This window comes from Photobacterium sp. SKA34, assembly GCF_000153325.1.
Lineage (GTDB): Bacteria > Pseudomonadota > Gammaproteobacteria > Enterobacterales > Vibrionaceae > Photobacterium.
The window spans coordinates 565,604-580,170 of sequence record NZ_CH724142.1 but is presented as its reverse complement, the minus strand read 5'-3'; the positions used below and the strand labels follow the sequence as shown (position 1 = coordinate 580,170).

The following is a 14,567-nucleotide window of genomic DNA, read 5'->3' as shown; positions in this document are numbered from 1 at the left end:
AGAATTTACTTTAGTCCCAAATATATGATTATGGGGTTTCGTCAGTGATGTTAATACCGTCAGGATTAGTTGCTTCGACAGACTGATAAAAAAGTGTTTTACCGCTATGGTTAAAAAGCTGAATTAAAACTGAAGTCATTGAGCCCGTGACTCTTATTGTACCACTAAAATTGCCATTCGAAATTGTGCCAGAGACAAGTTTACTCCCAGCAATTGGAATAATGTAACCAGGTTCTATTTTATTGAAGTCATGGTAGATAGCGATACTCAATGTTTCTGTTGTTTTTAAATTGATGGTGATTGCCATATCGTAAGAAGTGTTGAAATCAAAATCGTCAGGAACAACTAAATCGCTCCAATTATTGTTTGCACCAGGTGACGCTGGTAGCGTAGGCTTTTCAGGTTCAGGTTCAGGTTCAGGTTCAGGTTCAGGTAGGGTTATATTGGGTTCATCAAATTCACGTTGCTCGTTGTTCTCATCTACTGGATTTATAGTTAATGTATCCTGCTCTAATTCTGGTTCAATAATTGTCTCAACGTCACTATTCGTGTCACTTTTATCACTATCAGGCGTCGTTGTTGGTAATGGTTCTATGGGTAATAGAGTGTCTTCACTACTTGGTTCGATATCCACAGTCGAGCTTTCAGGAGTACGACTTTGTTCGGCAGCATCTTGACCATTACAAGCAATTTGAGTAAATAGAAAACATACGAAAGATATTGTCAATACAGGTTTCATTACAGAGATATTATCGGCCTATACAGCACGGTTTCTAGTGAGAACTGTATAAGCCGATTTTGTCTTATGTTAGTTGCTAATATTTATGCCATCAGCATTTACTGGCACGACGGTTTGAAACGGTGGTATGTTTGGATCGGGATACCAAGCTTCAATTAGTAAGTTCTTGAGAGATCCCGTCGCTGCAATCACACCACTAAAATCGCCGTTAGCAATTTGACCTGAGATAATTCGACTACCTGCAATAGGCATGATAGTTCCATCATCAGCGATATTGAAATCACTGTAGATACTTAAGCTCATTGGCTCCGAAGTATCTAAATCTATGCTAATTGGCATATCATATGTGGTTATCAAATCAAATCCATCAGGAATAACTAGATCCTCAAATTTCGCAGTACCCACATCTGGTACCGTTTCAACCGGTGTGGCTGGTGAAGCCGGAGCCGGTGATGCGGCAGCAGGAGCGTCTGCACTTGCGGCATCATCTCCACCACCACCACCGCCGCAGCCGAATAAGAGAGCAGCACTAAAAAGCGTTACATATAAACTTTTCATCATTAATACTCCTCGCCATTATTCGAATAGTTTGCTGACAACAGCATTATTTCTATCATGCCAGTCAGTATTAGTTGAGCCACCAGATGTAGCAAAGCCAGATAGATCAGGATATGCATCTAAAATATTAGAGCCTTCGCTTGGGTGATCCCATTCTGCGTCAATAACTACTGCCCATGGTACCCCGTTGGTATTGTGGTAAGTATCACAACTTGATCCTGGGCAGTCACCATCAACGTAAACCGAAGTATCTTGCTCGGTACTAAAATAAGTGGTGTTCGCTTTGCTGGTAACATCATAGTTTTTCAAGTGAATTTCAATGGCACGTCCATCAGAAGAACGAAGACCATCACCGTGGTCAATACCTGGTGTACCAAAGATGAATGGGTTAAGTGGCATACTTGGTACTGTACTTGGATCGAGTGGAGTCGTGAATGGAATACTTGCCTCAAATACAAATTGATCTGCGGCGTCATCTGTACATCCTGTCCATACGCGATAATATGGACCGAGAGCACCTGTACAAGCTGGCGTTGATATTTCAGTTTTCAGGTTATTACTGATAATAGCAACTACATCAGTAGTTCCAGACTCAAGGATTTGAGTTGTATGTTGAGTAGCCCCGTTAATAACAAGCTTTGTTCTTGCTGAATCAACGGCACCAGCAGCAATACCATCTATTTTAACAGCAAAACCATTGGCAAAGTCTGCACCGTAAGCTTGTAAACTACCGTAAATATCGTAACGAAGGATGTCACCATTACTGTCAGCCACTTTATCTACACGGTAAAACATCGTGATATCATTAAAATCAAAATCACCTTCTTCTGGCCAGTCATCTTCGAATGCCAGAGTTACCCATGTGCTTGATGTTGGATACCATGTATGAGTGACAGGCTGAGCATCGATTGTGACTTGATGATCTTCAACCTCACCATAAGAGACACCACCAAATGCAAGTGTGCCAGCATCTTTCGATATACGGAAACGAGCCCAAATTTGACCTGTGGTAGCATCATCTGGGACTCTTACTTTTAAGGTGTGACTAGCTGGAGTAACACCATCACCCGCATTGAGGAATTCATCGTTTATAGCGTGCTCTGTTGCTTCATCGAACTCACCATTATTGTTCCAATCAAACCAGGCGTTAACAAATCCAGAAGCAGCACCACCAATGGTTAGATTAATTAAGGCGTCAGAACCTTGTTTAAAGTTAACAGGGAAAGAAACACCATCCTCATCATTAGATCCATCAGCATCATCAGAGCTTGGAGACACCAATGCATCACCCTCGGTATCAACAGAAGGTCCGAAGAAGTAATTAACACCGGAAATGTTGTAGTGACGAGCACCATTAGTGGATAGTGATGTTTTATAAGAATCGGGAGCATCACCAAAGTCAGTAGCTTCTGCGACAATTGGCGCGTTAGCACAGCGGGCACCGTCGTTAAGTCCTGAAACTGGCCCCCCTGAAAATTGAACCGCTGTCGATGTGATGCTTGATAAATCACTAAGATCAACTTGATATACTAAGCCATCTTGATTTCGGCTTAAGTACATGAACCCATTAGAATCAAAATATTGCGCTCCGAATGTTGATGTACCCGAAACACCAGTGTCACCTATTTCAGTGAATGTAGCTCCATTTTCTACGGTATAATTGGTAATTTCATAGAGTTTTTTATTGGTATTATCGACCGCAAATAATCGACCAGCTACATTTGGGTGAAATGCCATGTCAGTCAGGTTTAATGTAGCGTTACCTGAGGTCATCACTAATGTGGCTGTGAATGTCGTTAAATCAACCTCATACATACCTACAGTTTTCTTATAGAGGTAGTATTTATTGTTATAAACATCACCAGTTGGATAACTAACTGATGTATCTAAACCACTTATAGAAACATTTTCAAAGTCAAACAACTGGTTTATACGTACTACTTCAAGATTAGTCGTATCGTATCCATAGATGTATCTGTCCGATTCATTAAAACCTACAGCATTGATGGAGGAAGCCATCGTATCTGATAATTGATAAAAACCAGAAGATAAATCCATTTGATACACAACTGTTGGGTTACCTTGGAAAAGGAAGGCATCGCTAGGACACCCCCCGTTATCCGTAAAAGCGTGGGGGATGATGCTGTAGGCCGAGCTAGAAACAAAGGCTAACGAGCATGCTAGTAAAGAGTGTCGTAAACACTTCATATCTTTGCCTCACTCAGTTTAAAATACTTATGGACATTCATTGTTTTGTTCATCATTGATAAAATGTACAAGTTTCAAGCCAACAAATATTTAATAAGGCGGAAATATCAGTGTTTATATCTATATGATTATAAATGGAAAGTTTTTAATACTTTTCCATAGTTTGTAGCATATAGCGAACTTACAAAAATAAGTATCAATATAAAAATATAATGTAGACAGGAGTGTCTATATATTTACACCTGTCTTTTCTCAAAATAAAAAGCACAAATGGTTATATTAGCCATTTGTGACTCCCTGTTAATAACTTAATTGTGTTATTAAACATTGCCTATTAAATGATTGCTTTAATTGTCTAGTAAAACATGTAGAGATGCATAAATATTAGAATATGTTAAGTTTGCACTCTCTATATAGGATAGGTGTTGATATTAAAACTATCAAGAAAGGACTAATAAAGAAAAGAGCTATGGTCATAGCTCTTAAATAGGTTAGCTAGTGGTATTTTTAGCGTTGAGTTTGGCTTTTATAAACGCAGAATGATCTAAATATATTAAATCAGAAACTTGACGAATCACTGCTTCTTCTTGTGGGTCAATCACACCATCAGCGTAGGCAACTTGCCACATAGCTTCAACTAATTGATAGCGTTCTGGTTGCTCAAGTGAACGCAATTTATTAGTGAAATCATAAAGAGAAACAGAAGTTTCTGCTTGTTGCTGAGCTTTCTCAAGTAATTGTTTTGATGTAACTTCATCAATTTCAAGTAATTTCATTAGAAGTTGAATTTTAGCTTGCTCTTCTCGTGGATCCTTATCGTGGTCGGCAATAGCTACTTCACATAATAAAGAAGCCATAGCTAAATGAAGCGTCGGAGTATCAACGGCTTCATTACTATTAGGATCATTCGTCAATTGCCGAAATAGTGTACGTAGCGATTTGAACATTATTGTCCTTATTATTTTCCTAGTTTAAATTAATAATATTAATAATATCTTCAATAAATCAACATTAAAAATAACAATATTGGATTACATATATGTAATCAATTTATTTTTTTAAATTATTTATATCCATTTTCTACGATAAAAAAGGATAAGTTGAAGAATTAATACACCGAATAAGAGGCTACAGAATATATAAAATGCCCAATGATTTTGTGAACCAGGAATACCTCCTAAATTAACACCCAGTAAACCAGTTAAAAAACCTAGAGGTAAAAATATGGTTGTAATTAATGAAAGAAAATATAAACGCTGGTTTAATGCCTCAGATTGTAAGCTCATTAATTCTTCTTGTGTCACATTGGCACGTTCACGAATCGCGTTTAAGTCATCGATGACATGGAGTAATTTTTCATTTACTTCATGTATTTTTTGCTTGTCTGATAGTGAGAGTAGTGGAGTATCAATAGTGAGTAATTTAGCGATTGCATCACGTTGTGGACTGACATAGCGACGAAGATAAACCGTTTCTCGTCTTAATTGCGCAATGTTATTGCGGAGGTTGTCATCACTATTATTCATTACCTGATCTTCAAGGTGGGTTAACTTGTCATCGAGGGAATCAATCACTTCTATTTTATGGCTCGTAAGGTGATCGCAAAGACAGAGAATGAATGCGCCAATGGTTTTGGGCCCAAAGCCACCATTAATATGTGCCGCGACTCGATCAAGTGCTCTAACAGGACGATCTGAGGTGGTGATAATGGTGTTGTGTGTATAGTAACCTCGAATAGAGACCATTTCTGATGGTTGGTCTGATTGATTATCCGAATCTAAATCTATTCCTCGTAATGACAAGAAAAAACCTTCTTTCGTTTGATTTAAACGAGGGCGAATACGCTGAGTAGTAAGGGCTTCTTTTTCTACATCTGGCAAATGGCTATTGTTAATCCATGCTAGTGCATTTTCATCAGTATAGTCTAAATGCACCCACATTAGCCCATTATTACTGCTCCAGTTATTTATTTGATCAAGTGAGAGCGGTGAAGCGCCATTACTCGCATCAAGTTGATAACTATATGTAAAGCAGTTTTGCATCTGGTGATCCTTTCATCGTTAAAGGCGTTTATATCTAATAAGACTAATCATCACTTTGTTTTTTTACTAGCTTAACTGATAACACCTTAGAGAGAAAAATTATTTAATTATGCGAAGTAATTTGGTTTTTAAAGTTGTGGCTGAAATTGAATCCGAAATTGTCGAGGCGTAAAACTACTCCAATTTTTAAATCGAGTACTAAAATTTGTTGGGTTTGGGTAACCACATAAGTCACTAATATGTTGAATCGGCCAATTGGTAGTAGTCAGTAACCCAGCAGCATGTTCCATTCGAATTTGAGTTAAATAGGCTATGGGAGATTGTTGGTAATATTGTTGGCATAATCGATGAAAATGCGGCTCAGAGCATGGATATAAGGCTGCAAGATCGGAGACTTGCCATGGGTGGTGTAACTGACTTTTCGTTTGCTGGTAAACATGTTCTAAACGGGTAAGTGCTTTAGGGGAGTGAGAGGCGGTTTGGGTATTCACCAATAAACAAATTTGTTCGGTAATACCCTTACATAGCGCATCTCCCAATGGATAATTGAAACTTAAAGATTCACTTAAACAAATGATAGTTTTAAATAGTAATGAGCCTGATTGTGAATCTTGATAGGTAATATCATGAGGTAAGCTCTCATCCCAACACTTATGTTTCTCAAGCATTATCCATGCAACATCCCAAATAAGGTCCGGGTTATCGTCTGGGTTGATAAAAAAGCCATTTTCATAACTGGGTGGTACATAAATAACACTGCCTGTTTCTAATGCCCATTCATCGTCTGGTGTTTTCAATAATCCCTTTCCACCCGTCGTATAAAGCAGCATATACATGTCTGGGCTTCTTCGATAAATACTGAATGCCTCTTTGCCATAATTAATGCCACATTGAAGAATTTTTTGCTTTTCAAGTTCAATCGATTGTACTTGATCAATAATGATAGATTGGCATTTTGGCGAAATAGTAAAATTATCAATATACGCCATTACAGAACTCCAAAATTAAAAAATGATAGTTTGGCAAAGTTTTTTGATTGCTTAGAATAAACGTGTTTGATTAAACATAGGTATGATCTGCTTCACAGTAAGAAAATAATAAATAGGTGGCGGTCATGCAACACTGGCGATACTCAGCAGATAAAACATTTTGGCAAAAAACATGGCGTCTAGCGTTGCCAGTATCAATGCAATCAATGTTGTTTTCACTACTTGGTTTAGTCGATGTCATCATGGTTTCTAAACTCGGTGAGTCGCAAGTTGCCGCCGTAGGTATTGGTAATCGGATATTTTTCTTTAATTTATTGCTTGTTGTGGGTGTCAGTGGAGCTGTTGGTGTACTCGCGGCACAATATTTTGGCGCAGGGAAAATGGAAGGGGTAAGGCGCACCTTGTTACAATCTTGGGTATGCGCAATCTTTCTAACTTTACCTTTTGCTGTGGCATACCGTGTTTTTCCTGATCAAATTGTTTCTTTGGTTAATGATCAAGCCGATTTTATTCACTATGCACGTGATTATTTGTATGTCTGCGGCTGGAGCATTATTTTTACAGCAATTGTTGTACCGCTTGAATCTGCTTTACGTGCGGTAGGTGAAGCTAAAATGCCAACGTATGTTGGGCTGGTGGCTGTCATTATTAATGGCGTACTTAATGCGCTATTAATTTTTGGATTATATGGTTTTCCTGAAATGGGTGTTGCTGGTGCCGCGCTGGGGACAACGATTTCACGTGGTGCACAAACAGTTATTTTGCTGTTTATTACTTATAAAGCCTATAAAAAAGTATTGCCAACACAAGAAGATATAGAGCCAGCAAGTAACGCTAAGGCAAGGAAGCGTTATTTTAATGTCGCTTGGCCTATGATTGTTCATGACGGTGCATGGGCAATGGGAATACTTGTTTATAGTGTTATTTTTGCCAAATTAGGTGTGACAGAGCTTGCCATCATTAGCTTACTATCGCCAATAGAAGCGGTATTGATCTCTGCTTTTATTGGTTTTGCTGTTGCTGCATCAACGATTTTGGGGCACGAATTAGGCGCTGAAAATTATCAACGAGCGTTTCATCAGTCGTGGTTCTTTTTAGCTTTGAGTGTGTCTATCGCTTTTGTGCTTGGTGTGTCTATTTGGCTATCGAGTGGGCTTGTTGGGGAGTGGTTGGCAAAGGCTCAAGCACCGAACCTTGAAATGTCGCTGAATGTTACCTTAGTGATGGCGTTAGGTATGTTCTTAAAAGTATTCAATATGGTGGGCATTGGTGGGGTATTACGTAGTGGTGGCGACATCAAATACAGTATTTTTATCGATTTATTCGGCCAATGGGTAATAGGTATTCCTTTAGCCATACTCACGGGTATTGTTTTAGGCTGGCCCCTACATTGGGTGCTTGTTGCAATATTGGCAGAAGAAGTAGTAAAAGTTGGACTGACAACTTATCGTATTTATGGACGTAAGTGGTTAAAAAATCTTGTTAATGATGACATAGAATCCTCTTCTATGACCGCGTAAAAAATAAGACAATACATAACGGCTGATTAAAGTCTGCATAAAAAGAGTTAGACAGTGATTGTTTAGCTTTTTTTATTTGTAATTAACTCGTCTAAGAATATCAATATTCAACGTGATTTATTGCTTATTACGCAAGTAAAATTCGCAAGCAGAATATTGCCACGCGTAAGTGTTTAATAAATCTGTCATTTTTAGATAATAGAAATGAAATAACAGCTTCTTAATATCCACCAACTTTTTAGGGTATTTGCCAAGGTTGTATATGAGTTACCAATTATCAAGACGTCAGTTTTTATTAAGTTCAGCAAGTGTCGCTGCAACATCAGCAACGGTATTACCTGGTTGTAAAATGCAAAGTAATAATAACCAGAGTGATCAAACACATAGAATTGCTTTACTTGGTGATGTCCATTTTCATGATATTCATGGAGATTTTGGTTTTAACGACAACGAAGTTTGTATCAGAACGATGCAAGACTCTGTTGGTTCTACCCGTATGTTTAATGAAAACTACTTTGTCTTCAAAGCGACATTAGATGACATTGTAGCTGAGGGCATTAAGTTCGTTATTCTTGTTGGCGATTTTTCTGATGATGGACAAGAAGCGCATGTTGATGGCTTGAAAAGAGTGCTTGATCAATACAGTGACGAATATGGATTAGAGTTCTTCTTAACCCATGGCAATCACGATCCAACAACACCCTATGGCGAAGACTGTGATAAGACCTTCTTACGCTCAGATGGTGCTGGTATAAAAGTAACCAGCAATCAAGGCGATGTCGAAAACTTTATTCCTAGTGATGAAGTAGACGGTGTACTCTATAGCCCGAAAATGCAATCTCTAGGTTTCATGCCATTAATGGAAAAGTTAGGTCGATTTGGTTTTCAATCGCAGCCGCATTATCACTACTATGAAACGCCATGGAAATCGGACAAACTTGAAGATCGCGTATATCAAGCAACATCTGCTGATGGAACCTATATAGTTGAATGTCCTGATTCTAGTTACCTTGTCGAACCAATAGAAGGCTTTTGGATTTGCTCCGTTGACATGAACACTCATGTACCTTTGGATCCGCTGGGAAGTCAATGGGATCATGATGCAAAAGGGTATGAAGATGGCAAAGTTCAGAAACCGCAGGTATTAGCTTGGTTAAAAGATGTTATTAAGCGAGCGGATGAACAAGGAAAAACGTTATTAGTTTTTTCGCATTACCCAGCCATCGAATATTTAAACTATAGTGCTGACGATTTTTATTATTTGTTCGCTGACTCATCGTATAACCACAAGCGAGTCCCAACATCAGAAACTACTGAAGAACTCATTGATTGCGGTTTAAAACTGCATTTTGCCGGCCATATTCATATTAACGATACCGCTAAATATGTTGGTCGCAATGGACAAACCTTAGTTAATGTTCAAGCACCGTCATTAGCCGCTTATATTCCAGCGTATAAAAAAATCACCTGTTATGGTCCCGACGACTTCGAGATAGAAACCAAAGTCATTGAAGATGTGCCTGAATTTGATTCTTTATTTAATCATTATGAAAATGAAATAGACTGGCGAACAGCTAAAGGTTTAGACACGCATTGGAAATCGATGCTTGAGGTGTCTTCTTACCGAGAGTTAATGTATCAACACCTGATTTGCTTGACTGTTAATAATAAGTCTGATGATTGGGGCTGGGATATGCGCCATCTTTACCAATCAAAATTTCCACTCTATTGGCTAATGGTTTTAAGCTTGATTGATGACGATTTATCAGGAACGGAACTTTCAACGCTTGTAGACAACATCACCCCAGATACCGATGATACTAAGGTTATTGATTTATTGGTTGAAGCGGGCTTAGAACAAGTGAGTGTTAATAACGCAATTGAAGATGTTAATCAGCACTTAATCAATATGAACTTCAGCCGTCAGCAATTAAATCAGGCTATATTTACAGATTACTGTAATGCAATGCTACATATTCGAAACGGTGATGAGCTTGCATTACAAGACATTGGTTTAGATAAGGTTGTGGGCTACAGTGTTGTTGCAGAGCTTTTTGGTCGTTGTGATATCGACAATAATCTCGAAAATCATGATTATTCTCAAGACTATATAGAGGCAGATCCTGAAGCCGGCTCTCATGAAGAGTTTGATAATAACAAAGATAATTTATCAAACTTAAAATTACGTTTGGCTGCGTTGGCCAGAATTTTCCACATGTTCAGAATTACAGAACCAACAACACACTTCAGGGTTTTCCCGTCGCGAGGGGAAGTACTCGATTTATCTAACGAGAATCCGCTTAGAATTAAAGCGTAATCAATAGCCGACTTTAAGAGTCGGCTTTCTTTTTTTATTAATTACGCCTCATGCACAATATCCCATCATTACACCCCAGTAATTGTCTTTTAACCTGCTCTCACACCGCTTTAACTGTGATAGAATTAACAAAAATTTCGAATCGCCAAGTGATACTGAGCGAGTTTTCATCATGATGTTCTCGGTATCCATTAGTCATTGAAAGACAGGAATTACTTTGAGTCAGTCGAATCAAACTCAAGCAGATGTGTTGAATAACGAAAAAACATTAAAGTCTGCGATTAAAGATTGCATGATGCGCGATCGTTTTCGTCTACACAAACGTGTACAAGGCGCATCAAGAATTAAAAATGAAAAATCGAAGCACGCTGTATTTGACGAAATTGCATTAGAGATTGCGAAATCAATGCAAACGGTAGAACGTCGCCGTACTCAGCGTCCAAAAATCATTTACCCAGCACAGCTACCCGTAAGCCAGAAGAAAGATGATATCGCTGAAGCGATCTTAAATAACCAAGTGGTTATTGTGGCGGGTGAAACGGGTTCAGGTAAAACTACTCAGCTACCTAAAATCTGTTTAGAAATCGGTCGTGGTACCTACGGCATGATAGGTCATACTCAGCCTCGACGTCTGGCTGCACGCTCTGTTGCTTCTCGTATAGCAGAAGAAATGGAATGTGAAATGGGCTCTCACGTAGGTTATAAAGTCCGATTTAACGATCAGGTCTCTGAGCATAGCCACGTAAAGTTAATGACAGACGGTATTTTACTGGCTGAAATTCAACACGATCGTTTCTTAAGTCAATATGACACTATCATTATCGATGAAGCGCACGAACGTAGCTTAAATATTGATTTCATCATGGGTTACCTGCGTGAATTACTACCAAAACGCCCAGATTTAAAAGTCATAATTACTTCAGCAACCATTGATCCTGAGCGTTTCTCTAAGCACTTTAATAATGCACCGATTATTGAAGTTTCAGGTCGTACGTACCCAGTAGAAGTTCGTTACCGCCCTGTGGTTGAAGACGGTGATGACACCGATCGCGATCAGTTAGATGCAATTTTTGATGCGGTCGATGAGCTATGTGATGAAGGTGAGGGTGATATCCTGATCTTCTTAAACGGTGAGCGTGAAATTCGTGATACTGCAGATGCGTTAGAAAAGCGTAAATTACGCCATACAGAAATTCTACCTTTGTACGCACGTCTATCGGCGGGTGAGCAAAACAGAGTATTCCAATCGCACTCTGGTCGTCGCATTGTACTTTCAACAAACGTAGCGGAAACCTCACTAACTGTTCCGGGTATTAAATACGTTATTGATCCGGGTACGGCACGAATTAGTCGCTATAGTTACCGTACTAAAGTACAGCGTCTCCCGATTGAAGCCATCTCACAAGCCAGTGCCAATCAGCGTATGGGTCGTTGTGGTCGTGTTCAAGAAGGTATCTGTATTCGTCTATATTCTGAGGAAGATTTTTTATCTCGCCCAGAATTTACCGATCCGGAAATTCTACGTACTAACTTAGCGTCAGTTATTCTTCAAATGACCGCGATTGGTTTGGGTGATATCCAAGCTTTCCCATTTGTTGAAGCACCAGATAATCGCAATATTCAAGACGGTATTCGATTATTAGAAGAGTTAGGTGCGATTAACTCTAAAGCGACAGATCCGCGTAAACGTTTATCCCCAATGGGTCGACAATTAGCGCGTCTTCCTATTGATCCGCGTTTAGCTCGTATGGTACTTGAAGCGCCTAAATTAGGTGCATTACGTGAAGTAATGATCATTGCATCGGCACTGTCTATTCAAGATCCACGTGAGCGCCCATCAGATAAACAACAACAGTCTGATGAGAAACATCGCCGATTTAACGACAAAGATTCTGATTTTGTTGCGTTCGTTAATTTATGGAATTACGTCCAAGAGCAACAAAAAGAGCTTTCTAGTAATCAATTCCGCCGTTTATGTAAGAAAGAATACTTAAACTATTTACGCATTCGTGAGTGGCAAGATATCTATTTCCAAGTCAACCAAGTGATTAAAGAGCTTGAGTTGAAAATGAATGGCAACGAAGCAAGTTATGACAGTATTCATATTTCGCTATTAAGTGGTTTGCTTTCTCATATTGGTATGAAAGACCAAGAGAAAAATGAATACCAAGGCGCACGTAACGCCCGCTTTAATATCTTCCCGGGCTCTGGCATTTTTAAGAAACAGCCAAAGTGGGTGATGGTTGCAGAGTTGGTTGAAACGTCACGTTTATGGGGGCGAATTGGCGCAAAAATTCAGCCTGAGTGGGTTGAGCCATTAGCGGGTCATTTGATTAAACGTAGTTATAGCGAACCGCATTGGGAGAAGAAGTCTGCTGCTGTTCATGCGTTTGAAAGAGTCACATTGTATGGCATTCCTGTAGTCGCCAAACGTAAAGTGAACTACGGTAATATTGACCCAACGTTATCACGTGAAATCTTTATTCGCTCAGCTTTAGTTGAAGGGGATTGGGATACGCGTCATAAGTTCTATCAACAAAACCGTAAGTTATTACGCGAAGTTGAAGAGCTTGAACATAAATCACGTCGTCGTGACATTTTGATCGATGATGACGAGCTGTTTAACTTTTACGATCAGCGTATTGATTTAAAAGTAACATCAGGTCGTCACTTTGACTCATGGTGGAAAAAAGCTTCGAAAGAAGATCCTGAGTTATTAAACTTTGAGCGTGAGATGCTATTCCGTGGTGATGCAAGTCATGTCACTGATTTAGATTACCCTAACTTCTGGCATCAAGGTAACTTGAAGCTAAAACTAAGCTACCAGTTTGAACCGGGCGAAGATAACGATGGTGTGACCGTACATGTACCATTGGCTATTTTGAACCAAATTCAGCCTGATGGTTTTGATTGGCAGATCCCAGGTTTGCGTCATGAGTTGGTTGTTGCGTTGATCAAATCATTACCAAAGCCGTTACGCCGTAACTTTGTGCCTGCGCCAAACTATGCCGATGCTTTCTTAGCGCGCGTTAAGCCAATGGAAGCGCCATTGCTAGATTCGCTTGAAAAAGAATTAAAGCGTATGAGTGGCGTGACAATTGTGCGTGAAGATTGGAACTTAGATCAGATCTCTGATCACTTGAAAATCACATACCGTGCTGTTGATCACCGCAATCGTAAGTTACGTGAAAGCAAAGATATCTATGGCCTGAAAGACAACTTAAAAGAGAAGGTTCAAGAGACGTTATCGCAAGTTGCTGATGATGATATCGAGCAAGATGGTTTGAAAACCTGGAGTTTTGGTGAGCTACCTGAACGTTACCAACAGAAACGTGGGGGTTTTGAAGTAAAAGCTTACCCTGCGCTGGTGGATAACAAAGATTCTGTTGGTATCAAATTGTTTGAAACTGAAGAGCAGCAAAACAATGCGATGCAGGCGGGTCAACGTCGTTTGATTCTTTTGAACGTACCATCGCCAATTAAGTATCTTCATTCTAACTTGCCAAATAAATCAAAGTTAGGTTTGTACTTTAACCCATATGGTCGTGTACTTGATCTGATTGATGATTGTATTGCTTGTGGTGTTGATAAGCTGATAGAAGAGAAAGGCGGATTAGCATGGCAGCCAGAATCATTTGAAGCATTGAAAGAGTTTGTTCGTGCTGAACTTGGTGACACCGTTGTTGATATTGCTAAACAAGTAGAAGCAATCTTAACCACAGCATTTAACATCAGTAAGCGTTTGAAAGGCCGTATTGATTTAAACATGGCATTTGCGATGTCTGATATCAAAGCACAAATTGAAAGCTTGATCTTCAAGGGTTTTGCAACAGAGTGTGGCTGGAAGCGTCTACCTGATATTTTGCGTTACATGCGTGCCATTGAGCGTCGAATGGAAAAACTGCCAATCGATCCAAACAAAGATCGTGTACATATTTTGAAGATTGAGTCAGTAGTTAACGAATACAAAGAGCTACTGAACAAGATCCCGAAAGGGCAGCCAGTTCCATATAAGGTAAAAGAGATCCGCTGGATGATTGAAGAGCTTCGTGTTAGCTACTTTGCTCAGCAGTTGGGTACGCCATACCCTGTATCTGATAAACGTGTACGTAATGCGATTAATGAGTGCTAATTAACGCTCATTGAAAAGAGATGAAAGCCGATAGTGTTGACGCATTATCGGCTTTTTTATAT

Annotated in this window: 9 protein-coding genes; 3 read left to right on the top strand and 6 right to left on the bottom strand. The window is 39.3% G+C overall.

Going from position 1 to position 14,567, the window contains the following annotated elements; translation table 11 throughout:
* Positions 1-28 precede the first annotated feature (28 nt).
* The 6 genes from SKA34_RS11595 to SKA34_RS11570 all read right to left on the bottom strand — a co-directional run bounded on the left by SKA34_RS11595 (position 29) and on the right by SKA34_RS11570 (position 6,536).
* Positions 29-727 carry a hypothetical protein gene (locus SKA34_RS11595; RefSeq protein WP_157044486.1) on the bottom strand — a complete coding sequence of 233 codons (699 nt, stop codon included), beginning with the start codon at positions 725-727 and terminating at the stop codon, positions 29-31.
* 81 nt (positions 728-808) lie between these two features.
* Positions 809-1,300 (bottom strand): hypothetical protein, encoded by a 492-nt coding sequence (locus SKA34_RS11590; protein ID WP_232284270.1) that lies wholly within the window; start codon positions 1,298-1,300, stop codon positions 809-811.
* Between the two features lie 15 nt (positions 1,301-1,315).
* On the bottom strand, positions 1,316-3,505 hold the full coding sequence (locus SKA34_RS11585) for an LruC domain-containing protein (RefSeq protein ID WP_006645717.1): 2,190 nt from the start codon (positions 3,503-3,505) through the stop codon (positions 1,316-1,318).
* 491 nt (positions 3,506-3,996) lie between these two features.
* On the bottom strand, positions 3,997-4,452 hold the full coding sequence (locus SKA34_RS11580) for a TerB family tellurite resistance protein (protein ID WP_006645716.1): 456 nt from the start codon (positions 4,450-4,452) through the stop codon (positions 3,997-3,999).
* 120 nt (positions 4,453-4,572) lie between these two features.
* A complete protein-coding gene (locus SKA34_RS11575; RefSeq protein ID WP_006645715.1) occupies positions 4,573-5,547 on the bottom strand; it encodes a zinc transporter ZntB in 975 nt (324 codons plus the stop codon).
* A 128-nt stretch (positions 5,548-5,675) separates the two neighbouring features.
* Positions 5,676-6,536 carry an AraC family transcriptional regulator gene (locus tag SKA34_RS11570; protein ID WP_006645714.1) on the bottom strand — a complete coding sequence of 287 codons (861 nt, stop codon included), beginning with the start codon at positions 6,534-6,536 and terminating at the stop codon, positions 5,676-5,678.
* 125 nt (positions 6,537-6,661) lie between these two features.
* Here SKA34_RS11570 and SKA34_RS11565 point away from each other — a divergent pair, with 125 nt between their 5' ends.
* From SKA34_RS11565 to hrpA, 3 genes are all read left to right on the top strand, one after another.
* The gene (locus tag SKA34_RS11565) at positions 6,662-8,056 is read left to right on the top strand and encodes an MATE family efflux transporter (protein ID WP_006645713.1); all 1,395 of its coding nucleotides are present in this window, start codon (positions 6,662-6,664) and stop codon (positions 8,054-8,056) included.
* Positions 8,057-8,318: 262 nt separating this feature from the next.
* Positions 8,319-10,373, top strand: coding sequence for a metallophosphoesterase (locus SKA34_RS11560; RefSeq protein WP_006645712.1), 2,055 nt, complete (start codon positions 8,319-8,321; stop codon positions 10,371-10,373).
* A 217-nt stretch (positions 10,374-10,590) separates the two neighbouring features.
* Positions 10,591-14,505 (top strand): ATP-dependent RNA helicase HrpA, encoded by a 3,915-nt coding sequence (gene hrpA / locus SKA34_RS11555; protein ID WP_083784389.1) that lies wholly within the window; start codon positions 10,591-10,593, stop codon positions 14,503-14,505.
* Positions 14,506-14,567 lie beyond the last annotated feature (62 nt).

Bases quoted from the DNA above. Each gene is read 5' to 3' on its own strand.
- SKA34_RS11565 (WP_006645713.1), top strand. From the start codon at position 6,662: ATGCAACACTGGCGATACTCAGCAGATAAAACATTTTGGCAAAAAACA.
- SKA34_RS11585 (WP_006645717.1), bottom strand. From the start codon at position 3,505: ATGAAGTGTTTACGACACTCTTTACTAGCATGCTCGTTAGCCTTTGTT.
- SKA34_RS11560 (WP_006645712.1), top strand. From the start codon at position 8,319: ATGAGTTACCAATTATCAAGACGTCAGTTTTTATTAAGTTCAGCAAGT.
- SKA34_RS11575 (WP_006645715.1), bottom strand. From the start codon at position 5,547: ATGCAAAACTGCTTTACATATAGTTATCAACTTGATGCGAGTAATGGC.
- SKA34_RS11590 (WP_232284270.1), bottom strand. From the start codon at position 1,300: ATGATGAAAAGTTTATATGTAACGCTTTTTAGTGCTGCTCTCTTATTC.
- SKA34_RS11570 (WP_006645714.1), bottom strand. From the start codon at position 6,536: ATGGCGTATATTGATAATTTTACTATTTCGCCAAAATGCCAATCTATC.
- SKA34_RS11580 (WP_006645716.1), bottom strand. From the start codon at position 4,452: ATGTTCAAATCGCTACGTACACTATTTCGGCAATTGACGAATGATCCT.